We start from the raw sequence: 22,169 nt of genomic DNA, 5'->3' as shown, positions 1-22,169 counted from the left end.
AAATGGATATCCGACAATTAGAATATTTCGTCCAAGCAGCACGAATGAAAAGCTTTACTCGGGCTGCCGAATCCTTATATATTTCACAACCTACGATCAGTAAAATGATCCGGAATATGGAGATCGAGCTGGAGGCTGATTTGTTTTACCGTGAAGGGAAAAGTGTCCGGCTTACAGATGCGGGGGAAATTCTGTTCACCAAAGCGCAAAATATCGTGGAGTCGTTCGCCAGCTTGTCTTCTGAGCTGGATAGCTTACGAAATTTGGAGCAGGGCCACATCCGCATCGGTCTGCCTCCAATGGTAGGAGCGAGCTTTTTTCCTTCGGTGATTGGTCAATTTCATAAACGTTATCCGCAGGTTACTATTCGTCTGCATGAGGATGGCGCGAAAAAAGTGGAGGAAGATGTAGAAACGGGCTTGCTGGATATCGGAATGGTTGTGCTGCCTGTAAATACAGCCAAACTTCATTGCTTCACCTTTGTTGAAGAGAAGCTGAATCTTATTTTACCTGTTGGACATAGATTGGCCGAGGCAGACCTTGTTCCGTTAAGTGAACTAGCCGAAGAGGAGTTTGTGCTGTTCCGGGAGGATTTTACGCTGCATGATCGGATTATTACGGAATGTGTGAAGGCGGGATTTCAGCCTAAGGTTATCTATGAGAGCTCCCAATGGGACTTAATTAGCCGTATGGTGGCTGCCGGAATGGGAATCGCATTGCTGCCAGAAACCATTTGCCGGGATATGGATCGTTCACGATTGGTCGTTGTGCCTTTGACGGATCCGGTAATTCCGTGGCAGCTTGCTATGGCGTGGCGTAGAGACCGTTATTTATCTTTTGCGGCACGCGAATGGATTGCTTTTGCAAAGGGACTTTTGCGAGAACAGTATCCAAATGAGCTCCCTGACGAACTTGTGGAGGACTCTGAATAAGTAGTAATTCCGTTTTTGTTAGAAGCTCTACAATTTTTCTTTTTTTTGAAAATATGTTTTTTGGTATCATGACTTATGATAGGAGAAGATGTTGATAGAGAGAAGGAGAGAGATGTGACACAAAATCCAAATTCCTCCAAGAATAATCATAGAAAAGATTATAAAGAAGATGAGCTACTTGTAACTATAGAGAGTCTTAGATGTGAATTGCTGGAGGTTGCAGAGCAACGCAGTCTTAGTGACCGTGCTGTTCTAGAGCTCAGTGAGCGATTAGACAGCTATATTTTGCTGGCACAAAATAAGATGATGGAAAATTTGCGCAACCGGAAAGCCGGCATTACATCCTATAGTAGAAGTTCCAAAACCGCCATCACTGTTAGCTAAACTACCGACAACATAGAAATATAATACTATGAAGATGTTACTGATCTAGAGGAGCGTATTAGGCTCCTCTATTTGTCGTACAATCTATTTGTTGTACAATCCATAACTTTCACCTATAATGTCAATTAATAGAATCTTTTCAAGTCAAACTTTGGGGGTGCCGAGTGGAGGGAAAGTTAACAACTATACGCTCAGAAATTGAGAAAAATTTGTCCCGCTCCGGCCATAATCTCGCCTCATTTTCAAAAATTTGTGGCCTGAATCGAGGCAGCCTCAGTGCAATTCTGCATGGAAATCCGCCGAAGCCTATGTCCTTGGGACAAGTAGATGCAATTATAAAAGCCTTTGGTTTTCCAGAAGGTTGGTTATATCCTCTATATGTTGATGAATGCTTCAATGATGAGAAGGTCTCACGCCGTAGAGTGGAGCCTTTTTTGATTCGTTGTGCTGAATTGGGCAAACAGCCTTGTATTGAGGACACTTTAAGCAGATTACTGGAATATCCGAAGTCTCTGGATATCGTTTATTCGGTAGCTGATAAATTGTTTAAAAAAGGTAAAATAGATGAATCGATATTTTTTTATAAAGTTGTAGCTGAGAATGAGTCCGACAGTTACTCGGAGCGGCTCGCAATAAGTCATTATCGTATTTTTAGAGCCATTTTATCCATCGTCGATTCAGACGAGAAGTTACATGCAGTTATTACTTTTGAACCTTTCAGGAATCGTCTACCAGAAAATATGCAATTGGATGGTCTCTTAACTTTGACACAGTTATGTTTCGATCTTCGTCGATGGAATAAAATGGAGTCGTTCGCTGATGAGCTAAGAACGCTGGCTAATGCTGTTTACCGCGAGCAACTGCGAAGTAATGTGGATAAACGTAAGGAAGTTCTTCATACGGAACGTCCATTAGTGGTTTATTACGGTCATGGGTATTTGCTTAAAGCGATTTCGCTGACCAAGCAAGGTAAATATGAAGAAGCCAAAAAGTATACTGCAGGCTACGCAGATCTTGGCTGGTTTGAAATGATGAACGAAGAAGGTCGTCAGGCGGTAGAACAATTTCGGTTATTCGCAATGGGCAATGGTTTCACAATTGAGTTGTTGATGGGTAATGTGGATGTTCTATCTTCCTACGCGGCCTTTTTAGCAGATCACCCAGGTGAAATCTTAGCTGGACTTATAACTATTATGGATGCTGCTAATCGTTACGGGTTCTCTGCTGACAGTGTACTTACACGATTCTCACGAGAAATGTTGAGGTTTGAAGGGTTCCAGGAGCCTAATAATGTAGATCGCGTATTTCGTTTGTACTATCAAGTAGCAATCTATGAAATAAATAAGCAATGTTATAGCACAGGTGTAGATTATCTTCTGAAATCTTTGGAGTTATCTATAAAGCAAAACAACGGAAAAGATTTCATTAATTGTATAACCTTATTTGAGACGAGCAGGGATTACGCTACTGCTTCTCAACAGGATAAATATAGAGAACTAGTAAAGGGGGTGAGAAAAAATGAAAAAATCACTGTTGATGATGGTAAGCGTGTTAGCATTGTTTAGCTTCATTATCATTGGACCTGTGGGCTCTGGAAGTAATGGAGGCATTACAACCTATGAGCACGGAGCTTGGTTCTAAGGGTGAAAACATCTATTCAATCCTTAAAATACAGAGCAATACATAAACCGATAACTACTCCCTTGCACTCGTGCTGGGGAGTTTTCTTTTTCGTAATAATTGATAGCGTATTCATAATTTGACAAAGCAATCTGGCGAAAATATAATTAGGTAGCCTAAATAATATAGTGTTTAATAATTAGTTGACCTAACTAAAATAGAGGTGAAGGAAATTGGGATAAACGGAGGAAATACAGAAAATACTGAAAATTCAGTCGCACACGGGCTTTTTGCGGCGATGAAACGCCTGCACAAAGCTCAATGGCAAAAGGGCGTTGAGGGCCACAAGCCAAGTGAGATGACTTTAATGATATGCATTGAAAAATGGAATCATTCTGATGAAGAGGGTCTCAAGGTGTCTGAAATCAGCCGACTACTTGGATTCACTCCTCCTACCATCACGCAGCTGATTAACAGTCTTGAAGCGAAACAGATGGTGGAAAGACGCGCGGATCCTTCGGATCGAAGAGTTGTACGCGTGAAATTAACGGAAAGTGGAAAAGAACTCACACGAAAAGCAGAACATTATCGTGATGTGATGCTAGATAAGCTTGTACAACACTTAGGCGAAAAAGACACTAAACAGCTCACAGAGCTATTGCTTAAGGTACACGAATACGTTGAGGATAATCCACCACCTGATTGGGATAGGCTACAAATGAACGGAGATGAGAAGCTTGATTAAATTATTTAAACAACTGAAGCCTTTTAGGGTAGCTATTGGTGCTGTATTAATCCTTGTATTTTTGCAGTCCATGGGCGATTTATACCTTCCTACTCTGATGTCCGACATCGTCGACAAAGGGATTGTTCAAGGAGATCGCGCTTATATTTGGAAAATAGGTAGTTTCATGCTCCTGGTTGCAGGTGGCGGTGCTTTATGTTCGGTAATTGCCAGTTACTTATCGGCAAAAGTAGCAGCTGGGTTTGGTAAGCTCACCCGTGCACGAGTATTTAACCATGTAGAAAATTTTACGCTGCATGAATTCGATAAGCTGGGTACAGCTTCCTTGATTACACGTACAACAAATGATATTACACAAGTTCAAACGGTACTTACTATGATGTTGCGCATGATGATCGGAGCACCGATGATGATGATTGGTGGTATCATCATGGCAGTATCTGAAGATGCTAAATTATCATTGATTTTTGTAGTCGTTATTCCTGTACTTGTAGGGGCGATCTTCTTTATTGGGATGAAGGGTCTGCCACTGTTTAAAGCCATTCAGATTAAGCTTGATAAATTAAACCTGGTGCTGCGTGAGCATCTGACAGGTATTCGTGTTATTCGTTCTTTTAACCGGATTGATCATGAGAATAGACGTTTCACCGAAGCTAACCGTGATCTTACGGATACAGCTATCAAGGTCAATAAAATTATGGCCGGCCTGATGCCGCTGATGATGATTGTAATGAACTTTTCTATGATTGCTATTCTTTATTTTGGTGGAATCCGAATTGGTGATGGCGACTTGCAAGTTGGGTCCCTGATGGCATTTATCCAATATGCAATGCAAATTATGTTCTCTCTGATTATGGTATCGATGATGTTCGTGTTAATTCCGCGTGCTTCAGCTTCAGCCGTGCGTATCAATGAGGTACTGGATATGCAGCCTGAATTTACAGATCCTACTGAGAGTGAACTGCATACAACAGCTCAAGCTACTAAAAAAGACGGACGCGATTCTTTGCGTGGTTTTGTTGAGTTTGAGAATGTATCTTTTTCCTATCCAGGGGCAGAACAGCCTGCACTTTCGAAAATTAGCTTTAGTGCTCGTCCGGGTGAAGTTACCGCAATTATCGGGGGTACCGGATCGGGTAAATCTACACTGCTTAGCCTGATTCCAAGATTCTATGATGTTAATGAAGGTGCTGTACGCGTAGACGGAGTGGATGTACGTGAGATGACACAGGAAGAGCTGCGGAGCAAAATCGGTTACATCCCACAAAAAGCAGTATTGTTCTCGGGTACGATTAATGAGAACATCCGCTACGGTAAAGAGGATGCTACGGATGAAGAAATCATTCATGCATCTAAGGTGGCTCAAGCCTACGATTTCGTATCCGCGATGAAGGATGGGTTTGACTCAGAAATTGCTCAGGGCGGGAATAACGTCTCAGGTGGTCAGAAACAGCGGTTGTCCATTGCTCGGGCGCTTGTGAGAAAACCTGAGGTTTATCTGTTTGACGATAGCTTCTCAGCTCTTGATTTCAAGACAGATGCCAAACTTCGCGCGGCTCTCAAAGCTGAAACTACGGAATCCACCGTATTGATCGTAGCTCAACGGGTTAGCACCGTTATGGATGCGGACCGGATTATTGTAATTGATGAGGGTGAAATTGCTGGAATGGGCACTCACCGTGAACTGCTCGAGAGCAGTGATGTGTACCGCGAGATCGTATCCTCGCAGCTGTCAGAGGAGGAAATAGCATGAGCGAACAAAACAGAGAACATAAACCTGCAGCTCCCCGCGGCCATAAAGGACCGGGTGGACCGGGTGGTCCTGGAATGAGGATGCCGGCAGAAAAAGCTAAAGATTTTAAAGGTACACTTCGTCGCCTAATCAAATACTTGCGCCCGCGTATGGTTCAATTGATTATTGTACTAATTATGGCGATTGCCAGTACGGTGTTCAGTATCTTCAGTCCAAAAGTTATGGGTAAAGCTACAACCAAACTGTTCGAAGGTGCTTACGGCAAACTGATGGGTGTAGAGGGTGCCTCCATTGATTTTGGATATATTAATGATATTCTGATCCTGCTCGCGGGATTGTATCTGCTTAGTGCTTTGTTTAGTTACATTCAGCAATATGTAATGGCGGGTGTAGCGCAGAAGGTAGTTTATGACATGCGTGAGCAGATCAACAGTAAGCTGGAGCGTTTACCTTTAAAATATTTTGACTCCCGTACACACGGGGAAATTCTTAGCCGTGCTACGAATGACGTAGATAACATCAGTACCACGTTGCAGCAAAGTTTAACGCAGCTGATTACCTCAATCGTCACTATTATTGGTGTTATTGTGATGATGCTTACCATCAGCCCATGGCTGACGTTAATCACGATTACTACGTTGCCACTCAGCTTTATTGTGATTATGGCGATCTCTAAACGTTCGCAGACTTATTTTGTGAGACAGCAGAAATCGCTTGGCCAGTTGAATGGTCATGTAGAGGAAATGTATACGGGGCACCGGATTATTAAAGCTTTCGGCCGCGAACCGCAGTCGCTTAAAGATTTTGATGAAATAAATGATAAGCTTTATGATTCTGGCTGGCGGTCTCAATTTATGTCAGGTATGATTATGCCGCTTATGATGTTTATCGGTAACTTGGGTTATGTGCTTATCTGTGTTGTGGGTGGTATTTTTGTTACTAAAAAAATGATTGATGTCGGGGATATTCAAGCCTTCATTCAATATTCACGTCAGTTCACCCAGCCGATTGCACAAACGGCTAATATTGCTAACATTATTCAATCCACCATTGCTTCCGCAGAACGTGTATTTGAACTTCTGGATGAAGAAGAGGAAGTTAAGGAAGTTAATACTACACTTGTGAAGCTTGATGAAGGTGCTCCGGAAGGTTCCGTTGAGTTCCGTCATGTGAAATTCGGCTATAAAGAGGATGCTATTCTGATTGAGGACATGAATATTGAGGTTAGTCCAGGTCAGACTATAGCGATTGTCGGTCCTACTGGTGCTGGTAAAACCACTTTGATTAACCTGCTGATGCGCTTCTACGAGCTTAACGACGGGGAAATTATCATTGATGGCGTCAACATTACCGACATGAAACGGAGTGACCTACGTAGCAAGTTTGGTATGGTGCTTCAGGATACCTGGCTCTTTAACGGTACGATTCGTGACAACATTGCTTACGGTCGTGAAGGTGCATCTGAAGCTGATGTGGTGCGGGCTGCCAAAGCTGCGCATGCCGATCACTTTATCCGCACACTTCCGCTTGGCTACAATACGGTGTTAAATGAAGAAGCTTCTAATATTTCACAAGGACAGAAGCAGTTGATTACTATTGCTCGCGCTATTCTGGCCGATCCATCGATCCTTATTCTTGATGAAGCCACGAGCAGTGTCGATACACGGACTGAATTGCTGATTCAAAAAGCGATGAATGCGCTGATGCAAAACAGAACCAGCTTCGTTATTGCCCATCGTCTCTCGACGATTCGTGATGCGGATCTCATCCTTGTCATGAATCAAGGTAGTGTAATCGAGAAAGGCAACCACGAAGAACTGCTGGCCCAAGGCGGATTCTATGCGGATCTCTATAACAGTCAGTTCTCTGAAGGAGATTTGGACGTAGGCTAAATTGAAGTGAAGAAAAAAGTATAGATAACCCATAAACCCCTCTTTTCACATGTTGCTGATTTTTTATGTGAAGAGAGGGGTATTTTATATGTGATGATGTGTTTTAATTTTTCTGAAAAATAAAAAAAGTTTGATTAAAAATTAAAGCATATATATGATAGAATAAAAAATGACCCGCGGCTCATTTTTAAGGCTGCAAGGTAAAGGAGAGGATGAAGGGAATGTCAGGCTACGGAAAATGGGTGGCAGGAAAAAAGACGAAGTGGATTACTCTTCTCGTATGGATAGTGCTTGTAGGTGCACTTACCCTGTTATGGCCTGCAGTGAATTCTCAGGTTGCTAATAATGCGCCTAACCTCCCAGATGATTCACAATCGGTACAGGCAGCAGCTATTGCAGAGCAAGAATTCCCTAGTGGAAGTGGAGTGCCGGCGCTGCTCGTATGGCATAGAGAAGGTGGGCTTTCACAAGATGATTTAGTACATATCACTGCTGTGTACAAGAAGTTGGAGCAGCAACCATTGCCCCATCAGAATTTTGTTCCCCCATTAGGACAACTGCCGCCACAGGCATTACAAGCCTCGTTATCTGAGGATCTTAGCACGCTGGTAACCCCGGTGCTTTTTGATAAAACGGCAGATAGTGATCAGCTCGGTGAAGCTGTGACAGAAATGAAGAAGATCATAAACACAGAGACGGGTGGAGACCCCTCCGCGGCTAAGGTAGATGGAAAAGACCTGAGTTTACGTGTTACGGGTCCAGTGGGCATCTCTATAGATGCTTCAGGCCTGTTTCAGAACGCAGACGTTTCCTTGTTAATTGCTACGGTTATGCTTGTGCTGGTGTTCTTATTGGTGATTTATCGTTCACCGATCTTGGCTTTTATTCCACTTATTGCGGTTGGATTCGCTTATGGTGTAACTAGTCCGATTCTTGGAAAAATGGCGCAAGAAGGCTGGATCACAGTGGATTCACAGGCTGTCTCGATTATGACTGTTTTGCTATTCGGAGCTGGTACGGACTATTGCCTGTTCCTGATCTCACGGTTCCGGCAGTTATTGAAGGTAGAAGAGAGTAAGAGTCGTGCGCTTCTTCGCTCCATTACCGAATCTTCAGGCGCCATTGCTATGAGTGGCTTCACCGTCGTGCTCGCGCTGTTTGCGTTATTGCTGGCTAAGTATGGAGCTTATCATCGATTTGCCGTTCCATTTAGCGTGTCTATCTTCATCATGGGAATTGCCAGTCTAACTCTCGTACCAGCACTGCTGGCAATCTTCGGACGGACCTCGTTCTTCCCATTCATTCCGCGCACACCGCAAATGGAGGTAGAACGGGCTAAGGCTAAAGGCAAACCTGTTCCTGAACTCAAGGTTTCCCGTAAAAAGGGTATTGGCGGCTTGGTAGTAACCCGGCCATGGGCTATCGTGGGTGTGACCGTTATCGGACTGGGGATTCTGGCTTCATTCTCCAGTGGCATCAAATTTACCTATGATATCCTATCCTCTTTTCCTAAAAATATGGAGTCCCGCGAAGGTTTCGACCTTATTGGCAAACAGTTCTCTCCCGGAGAATTGGCTCCAGCGAAGCTGATTATTGATACCCAAGGAAAAGCAAGCGGAGAGGATCTAAAGGTCATTCTTGGCGGACTCACCTATGTGGACACGGTTTCCGATCCGCAGCAGGGGGCAGTAAACAAAGATATTGTTGGTTTTGATATTGAATTTAAAAGCAATCCTTACTCACTAGAAGCGATGGGGCATATTCCCACCCTTCTTGATACCGCAGAGCAGGCATTAATCGATGTAGACGTTGCGAACCCTGCGGATCACGTGTGGGTAAGCGGACAGACGGCGACACAGCACGACACTAAAGAGATTGGGGATCGGGACACCGATCTGATTATCCCCGTAGTCATCGGAATGATCACCGTACTGTTGTTGATATATCTGCGTTCAATAGTGGCCACCATCTATCTGGTCGGCACCGTTATTCTCTCCTTTTTCTCAGCGCTTGGCTTAGGCTGGATTATCATTCACTATGTGATGGGAGCAGATGCTATTCAGGGAGCGATCCCACTGTATTCCTTTGTTTTCTTGGTGGCACTTGGAGAAGACTACAACATCTTCATGATCTCGAATATCTGGAAAAAGCGTAAAACCATGCCGCTTAAGCAGGCTATCGCGGAAGGAGTGAATGAGACCAGCTCGGTAATTACCTCTGCCGGCCTCATTCTGGCAGGTACATTTGCTGTATTGGCAAGCTTGCCGATTCAGGTGCTTGTGCAGTTCGGTATCATCACCGCTCTTGGTGTTCTGCTGGATACCTTCGTGGTTCGGCCGTTCCTTGTACCAGCTATTACAACGCTCTTTGGCCGTTGGTCGTTCTGGCCGGGTAAACATCAAGAGGTGGAGACCCCTCAGCCAGATGTAAGTAAATAATGAGTTTATAAACAAACAGGGATGTCTCAGAGCCATATTGGCTCCGGACATCCCTGTTTGTTTTAGGCTTGGGCACAGGACATCGCTGGATAATAGCGCTGCTTGTACCAACTAACTGAACAGTATCTATTAGGCTAATCAATCAGTCAGCTGGACGATAATTACTCTAAGTTTTTACTGTAGCAATTAGCATTTAGAAGTGATAACTGTGTTAATTAGCGGCTGATTCTCTTAGCCCAGTGGTAGAAGACAATTAGCGTGCTGCATTGGCTAGCCCAGTGGTAAAAGACAATTAGGTGGCTCCATTGGTTAACCCAGTGGTAAAAGACAATTAGGTGGCTGCATCAATAATAGTTAATTAGCTCGTATCACCGGTTACCTAGCAGTAATAGTCAATTAGTTAACTGTACTTATCGGGCTACCATTCCGTACACACTGCTGGTTCAATCTAGCTACTGCTCTGTTTGGGTGGTCCAAATCCTTAGTTACTGGGCATGCGGCTGATCATTAGTTCATATTTATCGATGGAAGCACCCAGGATTGCGTCATTACCACCAGCACCACGGTGCGACTGACGGAAGGACTCGCTGGAGGTCCAGCCTTTGAATGCATCCTCATTCTCCCATACGGTGCAGATTTTTAATTCCTCGACACCTTCTTTGGCATTTCCACGCCAAACCTCCATACGTACAAACCCTGGCATATCCTGCACACCATTATTTCCTCCGAAACGTTGAGCAATAGCTTCGCCATGGCCTTCTTTTACTTTAATAGTATTAGTTACTACCAGCATGATAGATAAACCTCCGATCAGAAAGTTAGTATATTTTTCAGGACATTGTGAATCGAAATAATATGACATGGGAACCTCGAAAATTAGCCAATATCTCAAGGTAACATCGTGATTTTCAACTTACAAAATAAAAGACCATCCCACAAGACACAAGAGTGCGGGCGTTTAATTGCACTTTGTACACTTAAATTATCCGTCACACCAGAAACGATCGAATAAGTGTATTCTCTGCAACTAATTTGTGCGAATCTGGTGAATCGCCGAGATTAGCCTTCTTTTAACTGTATAGAGTGCAATTAAAGTATGATTTCTACTCTAATTGCGCTGAATAGATGTACAAAGTGCAACTATTATCTATTTAAACGTTAAGTATTGTGCAAACTCAGGTACCTGCGGAAAATCAAAGTGTCTACTGCAAGTAAAGTGGCTATTGCAAGTTGAAGTAACTGCTGCACGTTAAAGTAACTACTGCAATTAAAGTGCCACCTCAACCGTAATGTTACTCTAAGCCAAAGTGCCAACCCAACTCCAAAGTTTTTACTCAAAACCACCATTACAGCTAGCACCTAATTCCAGTCCCAGTTCCCTAATAAAGCCCCCAAATGAAGTTACATTGCAGAATGTGCAACAGAATAGCCTGAATGTTATCTGAATAAGGCAGTCTGTTGCATTCTGTACAATAGAATCAAGCCCAAATCGCCTAAAAAGGAGGGGAGCCACTAAACTGATTGCACAAAGTGCAATCACCCAAGGTTTCGCCCTTAACTAGAGGGATTCAATTGCACAAAGTGCAATTAGAAAACGCAGTAGAGCAATCCTGAAGCGTTATCCCGCACCACGTGCAATCACCCAAGGCCTCACCCTCGTCTAGAGCGATTCTATTGCACAAAATGCAATCACCCCAGATCACCCGGCTCCCCCCGCGTCCAGCGCGATTTTATTGCGGATTGGTGGTCCATAGTCCTGCTGTTTTTAGGAAGACGCGATCCGGCAGCTTCAAAGCTGTCAGTGCCAATTCAGCAACATCTTCAGGTTGCATCATGCGGTCTTCGTCACCGATTTTAAGTCCAGCATTGGAAGCTAGGCCAGTGTTGACGGTGCTTGGAGTCAAGGCTACGACGCGAATATTGTGTTTGCGCACTTCTTGTGCGAGGGCTTCGGTCATGCCCATGAGAGCGAACTTGGACGCGCAATAAGCAGAGCCTGTCGCGAAGCCGCGTTCTCCGGCTGTGGATGAAATATTGATGATATTTCCGCCATTTTTCTCAATCATCGCAGGCAGTGCAGCACGAGTTACGTAATAAGTACCGTAAAGATTAACTTGGATGTGGCGCTCCCAGTCTGCAGGATCCATTTCTACTAAAGTGCCGAATTTTGCGATCCCGGCATTGTTGATTAATGCATCAAATGCTCCAAGCTCATTTTGCAGGGAAGCAACAGCACGTTCAGCTTCTTCGCGTACGGCGATATCGGCCACGGCAATGCTGACTTTAACGTCATATACTTCCGTTAAGGCTGATTTTAACGCTTCGAGATCACCTGAAGTTCTGGAGATCAGGCCTAAATTAGCACCTTCCTTAGCCAGTGCCATAGCCAAGGCTTTTCCGATCCCTTTGCCTGCACCAGTAATTACAACACTCTTTCCTCTCAAATCCATCTCTATCGTCACTCTCCTTCAAACTTTTTTGAAGCAGCTGCTTCATTCAAGTCTTATTATACCTGAATGCTGTAGGGCAATTACAATCGCCCCTTAGAAAATGGTCTGCAAATTTTCATGAAGCCGAACTGCCTTTTCATGAAAGGTATTATTCATGGAGTTTCGTCAGCGGTACCGAAGCTGGGCCCTCTAAAACCTCGCCATCGTAGGAGAAGCGGGAACCATGGCAAGGGCAATCCCAAGAACGATCCCCGTTGTTCCATTCGCATTCACAGCCCATATGGGTACAGGTTCTATCCACCAGATGAAGTTTACCTTCTGTATCCTTATAAGCTCCCACACGTTTGCCATCATGGAACACAACGGCTCCTTCGTCAGCTTCCAAATCAGTTGTCTTTTTATGGACGATTTCCACTTTGCCCGCCACGAGCTCTTTTGCCACATTGGCATTTTGCAAGATGAAGTTTTTTAGACTGGTGCCAGCTTTGAAGCGGGACGGATCGTACAATTCGGTATACGGATTATCTTTGCGCTGAATCTGATCCGAGATAATCTGTGCGGCCAGCGTACCGCTTGTCATGCCCCATTTTCCAAAACCTGTGGCGATATAAATCTCTTCGTTGTCCGAAATCTTGCCGATGTAGGGCACTCTGTCTAGGGTGATTAAATCCTGTGCTGCCCAGCGGTAAGGGATTGTTTTGATGCCGAGCAGATTTCCTGCGAATAGCTCCAAATTCTCATAATGTCCTATCGTACAGATGCCCTGGCCTGTCTTATGGTTGTCTCCCCCGACAATGACCAGATTCCTGCCTTCCCACTCTACTGCACGAAGAGAACGGGTGGGTTCGCTTGCACTTAGATACATTCCACCCTCAAAATCCGTTTCAGGCTGGATCGCCAGACAGTAGGAACGTTCAGCATGCAGCCGCGAGAAATATAGTGCTCCTCCATCGTAGAATGGGAAATGAGAAGCTGAAACGGCGTAGCGGCAGGTGATCCGATGCTCGTCCTTTTCAGTAAAAAGCGTAAGCTTATCGTTCTTCTCCACCTTATCCGCCATCATCGTATGCTCATAGATTACGCCACCTTTATCCTGAATGACCTTCAGTAGCCCCTTCAGATATTGCAGCGGGTGAAAGCGGGCTTGTCCTGGTAATTTAATGGCACCACTCGCCATCAGAGGGATAGAGACGTTATCTAGCCATTCTCCGGGCAGACCCAATTGTTCATAGGCTTTATACTCTTCCTCCAGTTGTTTAAGCGTTTTATGATCTTCAGCATCCGCGTACAGAAAAGCCGCCTCATGTTTCATGCCGCAGGATACTTCAAGTTCCTCAGCCGTATTCTGGATCCAATTCATAGCCTCGCTGTTCGAGCGATAATAGAGCCGGGCTTGCTCCTGCCCAAAATGCTTTATCAAATGATGATAGATTAACCCGTGCTGTGCTGAGATTTTTGCACTGGTAAAACCCGTAGTGCCACTCAGAATTTCTCCAGCTTCTAAGAGTGTGACTTTGTAGCCTGCGTTGCTGAGGAGATAGGCTGTTGTAATGCCTGTAATTCCACCGCCTACCACTGCCACATCTGTAGAAATATCTTCAGCCAGCTTTGGAAAAGCCGGTAAATCCGTGGTATCTCTCCATAATGATTCCGGAAATTGTGGAAGACTTTGCGTTATTTTACGGTTTGGGTCCATCTATTATCCCTCCATCTTTACAATCTTCATCTCATTTATTACCACAGTCCTGTGAAAAGAAACTTCCCATTCCATCGTGCTGTGCATGAATTCAGAGAAACAGTGCCAAAATAAGGTGGAAACTGGGACGTAAAGGATAAATAGGAGGGATGATGTTCCATGTCAGTTCAACAGGATAAGGACAATATTTCTCTGGAATGGATCAAAGATCAGCTGAACGGGTTCGCGGATTTAATCGATAAAACAAGCGTTGCCCCTTTTGGGCAAATCAACCTGCTATATATCAAAAGTGTTACAGATGCGCAGACACTCAGCCGCCACGTGATTGCGCCGTTTTATGAAATGGAGAGTATTAGCGCTTATCAGGATTACATTATGACTTATCCGGGCACTGAAGAGGCGACTACGAGAGAGAAGGCGATCGACCTTTTGCTCAGTGGTTATGTGCTTCTGGGTATAAAAGATGTGATATATTTCTTCGATGCTATGAGTACGGAGAGCAGCGGTGTTAGTGAAACGTCTGCCGAAAGTATTTCACAGGGGCCGTCAGATGCACTGACAGAGGATATAGCGATTAATTTGAACATGATTCGGCGGCGTTATCAATCGACTAATCTCAAAATGGAGACCATGGTCATCGGCGATGTCTCTAAAACAAAGATAGCTATTTTATACGATGACAGTCGTGTTGACCATAACGTTTTAAAAGAATTAAGGGAGAAGATGGGAACGCTAAAGGTTGATATTTTGCAGGCTACAGGAGAGCTTGAGAAGTTTATAAGCAGTGACAAATTAAGAATACTCCCTAAGTCCATCATCACCGAAAGACCGGATAGAGTGGTGTTTAATTTGTCTGAAGGAAAAGTAGCGATAGTGCTGGATACAACCGGTTATGCGATAGTGCTGCCTTCTATTTTTAATGATTTCTTTACATCCATGGATGATAAAATACAATTTCCTATCGTGGGGCGATTCCTAAAGCTGCTTCGGATTATCGGTGTGTGCATGACGTTGTGGCTGCCTGCGCTCTATGTAACACTCACCTCGTATAACCCAGAGATTATTCGTGTGCAGATTGCCTTGCTTATTGCGGGCAGTCGTGCGACTGTGCCTTATCCTTCTTTTGTGGAAGTGCTTTTAATGCTCATGATGATGGAGTTTCTGACTGAGGCGAGCTTACGGCTCCCCAAGGCAATTGGTCCAACGGCCACGACGGTAGGGGGGCTTATCTTGGGGCAGGCAGCGACGGCAGCAGGACTTGTAGGAAATATCATGATCATATTGGTTTCTGCTGTTGCGATATCTAATTTTCTAATTCCGCTGAATATGATGAGCTTGTCCATACGAGTGCTGAAGTATATTTTTCTAATTGCCGCAGCTTTTTTAGGATTGGTTGGGGTAGTAGTCTGTGTCGTGGGATTCGCAATGTATTTATGCAAACAGCGTACCTTCGGACAACCTTATTTCAGATTGTTTTTTCTCGATAATCTCGGCAAGAAGAAGGGTGGAGAGCATTGATGGCCAAAAGCCGTTATTTCTACTGTCTTTTTCTGATGAACAGCCTGATCAACATCATTAATTTTGTTCCAAGGGAACTAATAGACAGACGTTTTGGTGGCGCTTTGATGTCCATACTAATCGGAACGATTTTGGGCACTTTGTTTGTCTATATATTTACTGTACTGATTGCTAAATTCCCCGGCAAGGGGTTTCCGGAAATATTTGACTCTTTGCTTCCTAAGAAGTTATCCAGAATCTTACTGGTCCTTTTTGCTGGCTTATGGTGTGTGGCCGGGGGAGTTACATTGCTTTCTTTTGTAGATATTACGCTGCGGTTTATCAGTCCGGATTCGAGTCCTTATACGGTTGTGATCAGTTTTTTAGTCTTGGTCTGCATCTGCTGTCGCTTCGATTCTCTATCACTCTTGTATGGGCTTGAAATCATTCTCAGCGTATCCTTACCTTTAATTATTTATGGCCTCGTAAAAGCATTGACCAATCCGGACTTTAATTGGGATTCTGTTCTGCAGGTCACTACATACTTCTGGCATAAGCCGGACCTAATGAGCCTTGCGGCGGCTACCTTTTCGTTTAGCGGTTACTTAAACCTGGCCATATTTAATCGGGTATTTCATGGGCTGAAGCTGAAGCATGTCTGGATTTTAGGGGTGGAGGGTCTTTTCGTATTACTCTTGACTTTTTTAGTTCCCATCGGCTATTTCGGAACCGTTGCTATTGATAGACATGTGTATACATGGTTCTCGACGGCCGACAGTATTCGGATGGAATCCTTTATTATTGAACGGATGCTGTTTATTTTTTATTTTGCCTATTTAAGTTTATCTCTGGTGAGTGTAATCGTTCATTGGCATGGAGGTTTAGAGCTTTTTAAAGGTGCTCTTTCATCTGCAAAAAAACAGTCCCCAAAAGCAGAGCGCTGGAAAGAGTGGGGGATCCTAGGCTTGTTTAGCGCGATGGTTCTTTCCTTAATGGGGCAGGATCAGTATCAACTTAATATGTTTGGTGCCTGGTTTCTGCAAATTCGCTGGTTTGGTGAGATGTTCATCATCGCTCTATTGTTTTATTGTTATCGCAAAGCTAGGAGGGGGAAGCTATGAGAAGAGTACTTGCTGGAATTGGAATTACCTTGCTCCTTCTTCTTCCCGGTTGTGACTTCAAGGAGATTGATTTGCGGATTTTCGTGTTAGCGATCGGCGTTGACCAAGGTACAGAAGCAGGGAATTTTAAGATTAGCTTGAAGCTTGCCATCCCTCAGGGGGATGTTACTAAGATTGATGAGAAGATGCAAATCTTGACTGAGGAGTCTCCAAGCATTTCGGAAGCCCTTCGTAGAATGAAATCCAGAGTGGAAAAGGAGCTTGATTACTCCCATTGTAAATCAATTGTTTTGGGGGAAGGGGTTGCCCGTGAAGATATTCTCCATGTTATGGATTGGGCTGTGCGACGTAGAGATATCCAGCTTATTGTCAATTTTGCAATAGGGCGTCCGGAAGCACTTCAAGTGCTGAAGGTAAGACCCGAATCGGAGCGGATCCCATCGAATTCTCTTATTCTGGCTATGAGTGGACAAGGCACAGAGTCTCCATTTATTTCTAGTGTGTATTCCTTTCAGCTGATGAGAAATATCTTTGAGGAGGGGATTGATCCAATCCTGCCGATTATTGAGGCCAAAGGGGATAAGGAGTTTTTAATTGATAAAATTGCTCTGCTGAATAATGAGAAAATCAAAATGGTTCTTACGCCAAATGAGACCCGGCTATATAATCTGCTGTCACGCCCGAATCTGCGGACTAACTTACCCGCCCATTCCGAGGGAATTATGTTTCAATATTACACAGAGAGGTCATCCTCGCACTATAAAATCGTAACACCAGAGCAAGGGAAAGCTACTATTCGTTATCATATTAAGATAAAAGGTATTCTCGAAGAGAGTAGTAGCCCAGATCTGGTGACACATCACATGTTGAAGAAGATCCAGGAAGCCGGGGAAAAGGAATTGGAAGCGGATATCTTAGCATTGCTGACCAAAATACAAGCCAGTGGCTTAGATCCCTTGGGTTGGGGGCTGCATTATGGAGCAAGGCATTTTAATAACGATACGGAAATGAAAGTGTGGAAGGAGCTCTATTCTAAACTTGATTTCCAAGTGAAGGCTGATGTAAACATTAAATATTCAGGAATGATTAGGTAGCTTGTAAAGTAACATGTGGATAAAAATGGGATTGACGTTCCCATTCACAAGATTTATACTTGATCTAAAAATAAGTTAGAGGATGATAGGAATGAAAAGTCTAAATTTGACCTCCCAACGTCAAGCCGTTTACGATATCGTCCTTAATTCACATGACCATCCTACTGCTGCGGAAGTAATGAATCGGCTAGTAGAGCAGGGACATAGCTTAGCATACGGTACGGTATATAACTCTCTGCGTTATCTTTCAGATAAACAAATGATTCGTGAGCTTAAGCTTGGTGAAGCTGCCAGCAGATATGACGCACGTATGGATGATCACCAGCATATCATTTGTGAGGTTTGTGGAGCAGTGGATGAGGTTATGAATCAAGTTCCGCGTGAATGGATGAATACAGTGGCCAAGGATACCGGTTATACCATTGGTCATGCTCATGTAGTATTCGGGGGCGTCTGCCCAAACTGTAAGAACAAAAAGAATAATTAGGATAGAGGTGCCGGAGCCTGTGCTGCGGTAATAATATGTATATCCGGAGAGACCGCTTTCATTGAGGCGGCCTTTTTTGTTGCATTTATATGACAATTCTCAAAAAAAATGAGAAAAACAAAGAAAGATAGGAGGAAAATCGGTTCCTAAAACAGATTTTAAATTATATATTAAGTCTGGTAAATGTATCCTTGCCTAAGACTCAGATGAGAGAGAGATGATGACGTCTATGAAAAAAAATGCGGGTATGACTATCCGTACCAAGTTAATTCTTACATACCTAATAATACTGCTGCTGCCCAGTATTATTATAGGCTGGCGAACCTATCAAGCTGCCAGCCAGGAAGTGGAAGATCAACTGGTGAACAATGCTACCGAAAGTGTGTTGGCCGTAAATGAAATCATTAACTCTAATATTCAATCCAAAATAGATGCGATTTCTTATTTTGCCGCGGAGTTTTCATCTGAGGGGATCAACAGTGAGGGATCTGGGGGGACTTCCTCTGCTGTAAAAGCCAGACTGAAGGAATATGTGGCGCTGCATCCGGATGTACTGGACATTTATGTGGGTACAAGCAATGGCAAGGCTATTCATGCTTTAGATGCTAAGCTGCCAGAGGGTTATGATCCAAGGCAGGAAAGCGCCTATATTAATTCTCTGAAGCAAGGAAAAGGGGCAGTGATTTCTCCGGCTTTTCAAACCGTAAATAAGGAAACCGCGATTGCGATATCAACGGTTCTTAAGGGCGGTGATGGGGTGATCACAATGAATCTTAACCTGTCTACTTTAGGGGAGCTGACCTCAATTAAGGTAGGCAAGGAAGGTTATATCCTTATCGTTGATAACAGCAAGAAGTTTCTAGTTCATCCTACAGAAGCTATCGGGCAGGAATCGTCTGATGATTTTGTTAAGAAAATGTTCGAGAAAGAACAAGGGGTCTTCGATTATGTCTTCAAGGATACGTCCAAAAAGATGACCTTTATGGTCAATGAACTGACGGGTTGGAGAATCGGAGGTACGATCAGCATTGACGAGGTTAACTCAGCAACTAGTGGAATCCGCGATACAGCTCTGCTTGTTATTGTAGTTTCCGTTCTGCTTGCGCTGGTTGTGATCTATTTTAATATTCAATCGATTTTGAGACCGCTTTTCCGGCTGCGGAAAGCAACTGCGGTGATAGCCAAAGGTGATCTGTCGGAAGACATGGGTGTTTTCCGTAAAGATGAAATAGGGCTGCTGGCAGAGAATTTTCAATTAATGCTGATCAGCTTGCGCGAGATGATCATTGGCGTGCAGGAGATGACAAGCAATGTATCCTCCTCAGCGGAAGAACTGACGGCTAGTGCGGATCAGACTGCCCAAACGATTGAGCAGGTGACCATAGCGATTCAGGACGTAGCGGCAGGGACGGAGCGACAGGTGGTTAGTGTACGAAAAGGAATGGAGAGCACTGCCGCTACAGCTAGTGAGGTCGAGCAGATTTCCACATATATGGAGCAAGTATCCACAATGATGGACAAGACTTCACTCTCAGCATCGGAAGGTAATGATTCGGTTATCAGCGTGGTGGATAAAATCAATGGTATCCATGAAACGGTCGGAGAGCTGGGCAGTGTAATTGACAAGCTGAATGAAAGAACCAGTCAAATTGAGGGCATTGTTGGTGTCATCACCGGGATTGCCCGCCAGACCAACCTGCTGGCTCTCAATGCTTCCATTGAGGCAGCCAGAGCCGGGGAACAAGGGCGTGGATTTGCGGTGGTTGCTGCCGAGGTGCGTAAGCTGGCAGAGGAATCAGAGAGATCCGCACATTTGATTGCCGAACAGATTACCGCTATTAATAGTGAAATGCTGCTGGTAACTCATACGATGGAAGACACCAGACAGCGCGTATCCGAAGGCATTGAGGCTGTGGATACTTCCGGACGTTCTTTCTCCCGTATCCGAAGAGCAGTAAAGAGTGCCGCGGAGAAGATTGAAGCCATGGGTGGGGTTGTGCAGACTTTATTGGTGGAATCTAATGATATGGAGAAGGCTATTGGGGAAATTCGCGGCATATCGGAAGAGGCGGCTGTGAATACAGAAACTATCGCAACTGCCGCACAAGAGCAGCTTGCTTCTGTAGAGGAGATGGCATCCTCGTCTACCGACCTTAGCCGTCTTGCAGAAGAACTGCAGAAGCTGGCGAGCCGCTTTAAGATAAACGCTTCTGGTAATAAGAATGATTTCTGATAGGAGAACCGTGCTTTTTATCTTCCCTTTTGAACTCCTTTGCAAGTATACTGATAAACAATAATGTTGGGTTAGGCAATGGAGAGAGGAGAGATAATAGGAAATGGCAGAGCAATTAAAAGGGATCACTGTCGCCTTGGCGGGTCCGCGCAAATCGGAAGAAATGGCCAAGCTGGTTCAGAATATGGGGGGGACGGCAGTAGGCCGGCCTGCTCAAGGGACTGTATTTCTTGATGACGAGGCCTTGCAGAAAGGTTTGAATGCATGGATCAATCAGCCTCCCTACTTGGCGATCCTGACTACAGGGATGGGACTTGATGCTCTCTTCGATATGGCTGAGCGAATGGGGATCGAAGAACGTTTCTTAGAAGTACTTTCTGGTTCTATTATTGCCGCACGGGGTTATAAGACAGTGAATGCTTTGAAAAAAAGAGGACTTACGCCGGAGGTTCGTGACGACGACGGAAGTACAATCGGATTGATTCGTGGGCTTCAATCCCTGAATTTGCAAGGGAAAGAAGTCGTTCTTCAGCTGCACGGCGATCCAGCTCCTCATATGCTTGCATGGCTGCAGGAGGCTGGGGCTACTACCCGCCAAGTGCTGCCGTATCGCCATACCCCACCTGAGCCGGGCGAACTGGAAAGATTGCTTCTAGAAATCATATCAGGCAAAATTGATGCCGTGGCTTTTACGAGTGCACCACAGTTTCGTTTCCTCTGTCAATTTGCCCGGGAACAGGGAAAGCTGGAAGAAATGCTGAAGTCTTTCGAGGATAAAGTGCTTGCTGTTTCTGTAGGACGGATTACCTCTGAGGCGCTTAAAGAAGAGGGCGTACAGCGTATCATTATGCCTGAGCATGAACGGATGGGAAGCATGATTGTAGAGCTAGGCAAATATGTGGCGGCGAATCGCTAAGTCACAAGTTGCGTCAGCTTTACACGAATGACGTTATCGCACAGAAGCATTCCCGCCTGTTATCATGGCCGGGGATGCTTTTTTACCCGGAAAAATAAGCCCAAAGAGCAATATACCTGCCATCTGCATGGACATTCGCGGCAGTTTTCCTTAGAATATAGGCAACATGTGACGAATAATAACAACGAATAAGGAGGAGGATCCCATGGACAAGAGAAAATGTCTATTACTTGGTGATTACACCCATCCCCGGTTTCATCCACTTCAAGGAGTGGACCAACAAATTAGTGAGATCTTAAATGATTTATTAACCGTGCAATGTTCAGAAAATAAAAAATTAATGCGCATTGAGCATTTAGCAAGTTATGACCTATGTATTGCTTACAATGAATTGTGGAACGAAACAGTCTCCCCTCAACAAACGGCTGGTTTGCTCAGCTATGTAAGTGGAGGAGGCGGACTCATTGTTCTTCATACGGGAGCTTCGCTGACGAAACGTAACGAGCTTGCACAGCTAATCGGGGGTCGATTTAACGGACACACAGCTTACGAACCCCTGAACTTCAAAGTGCTAGAGCATGACATCACCGAAGGTGTGGAAGATTTCCAATTGGATGAGGAGCCCTATCATTTTGAATTTGACCCGTTCACAGAACGGACTATTCTACTTCAATATGAATCTGAGGGGCAATGGATTCCAGCTGCATGGTGCCATAGCTATGGTTTAGGACGAGTAGTATTCCTTATGCCTGGTCATCATGAACCCTCCTTCCGTCATCCGGCACTACGTAAACTAATTCTACAGGCGGCTACTTGGGCTGCCCGTATTCCGGTCACTAACTAAGCAATGTTGTGTTTTTTTTGAAATACGTACACAGTGGGGTATACTTTAATCATAAACTCCGTTATGT

Annotated in this window: 17 protein-coding genes; 14 read left to right on the top strand and 3 right to left on the bottom strand. The window is 44.4% G+C overall.

Going from position 1 to position 22,169, the window contains the following annotated elements:
- The first annotated feature begins 2 nt into the window (after positions 1-2).
- From MHI32_RS28955 to MHI32_RS28925, 7 genes are all read left to right on the top strand, one after another.
- A complete protein-coding gene (locus MHI32_RS28955; protein ID WP_340011539.1) occupies positions 3-932 on the top strand; it encodes a LysR family transcriptional regulator in 930 nt (309 codons plus the stop codon).
- 114 nt (positions 933-1,046) lie between these two features.
- Entirely contained in the window at positions 1,047-1,316 is a 270-nt protein-coding gene (locus tag MHI32_RS28950; RefSeq protein WP_076099698.1) for an aspartyl-phosphate phosphatase Spo0E family protein, read from the top strand.
- A gap of 164 nt (positions 1,317-1,480) precedes the next feature.
- Entirely contained in the window at positions 1,481-2,881 is a 1,401-nt protein-coding gene (locus tag MHI32_RS28945) for a DNA-binding protein (RefSeq protein ID WP_076123994.1), read from the top strand.
- A 353-nt stretch (positions 2,882-3,234) separates the two neighbouring features.
- The gene (locus MHI32_RS28940; protein ID WP_076124352.1) at positions 3,235-3,681 is read left to right on the top strand and encodes a MarR family transcriptional regulator; all 447 of its coding nucleotides are present in this window, start codon (positions 3,235-3,237) and stop codon (positions 3,679-3,681) included.
- Positions 3,674-5,434: an ABC transporter ATP-binding protein gene (locus tag MHI32_RS28935; RefSeq protein ID WP_076132622.1), complete on the top strand. Its 1,761-nt coding sequence runs from the start codon at positions 3,674-3,676 to the stop codon at positions 5,432-5,434. Before MHI32_RS28940 ends, MHI32_RS28935 begins: the two co-directional genes overlap by 8 nt.
- The gene (locus MHI32_RS28930) at positions 5,431-7,326 is read left to right on the top strand and encodes an ABC transporter ATP-binding protein (RefSeq protein WP_076123991.1); all 1,896 of its coding nucleotides are present in this window, start codon (positions 5,431-5,433) and stop codon (positions 7,324-7,326) included. The genes MHI32_RS28935 and MHI32_RS28930 overlap by 4 nt, the downstream gene beginning before the upstream one ends.
- 212 nt (positions 7,327-7,538) lie before the next feature.
- On the top strand, positions 7,539-9,764 hold the full coding sequence (locus MHI32_RS28925; protein WP_076123989.1) for an MMPL family transporter: 2,226 nt from the start codon (positions 7,539-7,541) through the stop codon (positions 9,762-9,764).
- Positions 9,765-10,245: 481 nt separating this feature from the next.
- On the opposite strand, the gene MHI32_RS28920 is transcribed toward MHI32_RS28925, so the two are convergent.
- From MHI32_RS28920 to MHI32_RS28910, 3 genes are all read right to left on the bottom strand, one after another.
- On the bottom strand, positions 10,246-10,557 hold the full coding sequence (locus MHI32_RS28920; RefSeq protein ID WP_340011537.1) for an antibiotic biosynthesis monooxygenase: 312 nt from the start codon (positions 10,555-10,557) through the stop codon (positions 10,246-10,248).
- Between the two features lie 937 nt (positions 10,558-11,494).
- Entirely contained in the window at positions 11,495-12,214 is a 720-nt protein-coding gene (locus MHI32_RS28915) for a 3-ketoacyl-ACP reductase (protein ID WP_036681981.1), read from the bottom strand.
- 148 nt (positions 12,215-12,362) lie between these two features.
- Entirely contained in the window at positions 12,363-13,910 is a 1,548-nt protein-coding gene (locus MHI32_RS28910) for an FAD-dependent oxidoreductase (protein WP_340011535.1), read from the bottom strand.
- 159 nt (positions 13,911-14,069) lie between these two features.
- Here MHI32_RS28910 and MHI32_RS28905 point away from each other — a divergent pair, with 159 nt between their 5' ends.
- The 7 genes from MHI32_RS28905 (at position 14,070) to MHI32_RS28875 (ending at position 22,102) form a co-directional block, all read left to right on the top strand.
- A complete protein-coding gene (locus tag MHI32_RS28905) occupies positions 14,070-15,428 on the top strand; it encodes a spore germination protein (RefSeq protein ID WP_076123985.1) in 1,359 nt (452 codons plus the stop codon).
- Entirely contained in the window at positions 15,428-16,528 is a 1,101-nt protein-coding gene (locus tag MHI32_RS28900) for a GerAB/ArcD/ProY family transporter (RefSeq protein ID WP_076123983.1), read from the top strand. Before MHI32_RS28905 ends, MHI32_RS28900 begins: the two co-directional genes overlap by 1 nt.
- Complete coding sequence (locus MHI32_RS28895; protein ID WP_076123981.1) at positions 16,525-17,622, top strand: Ger(x)C family spore germination protein; 1,098 nt, start codon at positions 16,525-16,527, stop codon at positions 17,620-17,622. Before MHI32_RS28900 ends, MHI32_RS28895 begins: the two co-directional genes overlap by 4 nt.
- 91 nt (positions 17,623-17,713) lie before the next feature.
- Positions 17,714-18,109, top strand: a complete 396-nt coding sequence (locus MHI32_RS28890; protein ID WP_076123979.1) for a transcriptional repressor — start codon at positions 17,714-17,716, stop codon at positions 18,107-18,109.
- Positions 18,110-18,338: 229 nt separating this feature from the next.
- The gene (locus MHI32_RS28885) at positions 18,339-20,342 is read left to right on the top strand and encodes a methyl-accepting chemotaxis protein (protein ID WP_340011532.1); all 2,004 of its coding nucleotides are present in this window, start codon (positions 18,339-18,341) and stop codon (positions 20,340-20,342) included.
- A 103-nt stretch (positions 20,343-20,445) separates the two neighbouring features.
- Entirely contained in the window at positions 20,446-21,258 is an 813-nt protein-coding gene (locus tag MHI32_RS28880) for a uroporphyrinogen-III synthase (protein WP_076282139.1), read from the top strand.
- A gap of 205 nt (positions 21,259-21,463) precedes the next feature.
- Positions 21,464-22,102, top strand: coding sequence for a ThuA domain-containing protein (locus MHI32_RS28875; protein ID WP_076123974.1), 639 nt, complete (start codon positions 21,464-21,466; stop codon positions 22,100-22,102).
- Positions 22,103-22,169 lie beyond the last annotated feature (67 nt).

Source organism: Paenibacillus sp. FSL H7-0690 (assembly GCF_037980415.1).
Lineage (GTDB): Bacteria > Bacillota > Bacilli > Paenibacillales > Paenibacillaceae > Paenibacillus_AQ > Paenibacillus_AQ odorifer.
Note: the sequence above shows the minus strand (reverse complement) of the source record. Positions and strands in the feature narration are given on the sequence as shown.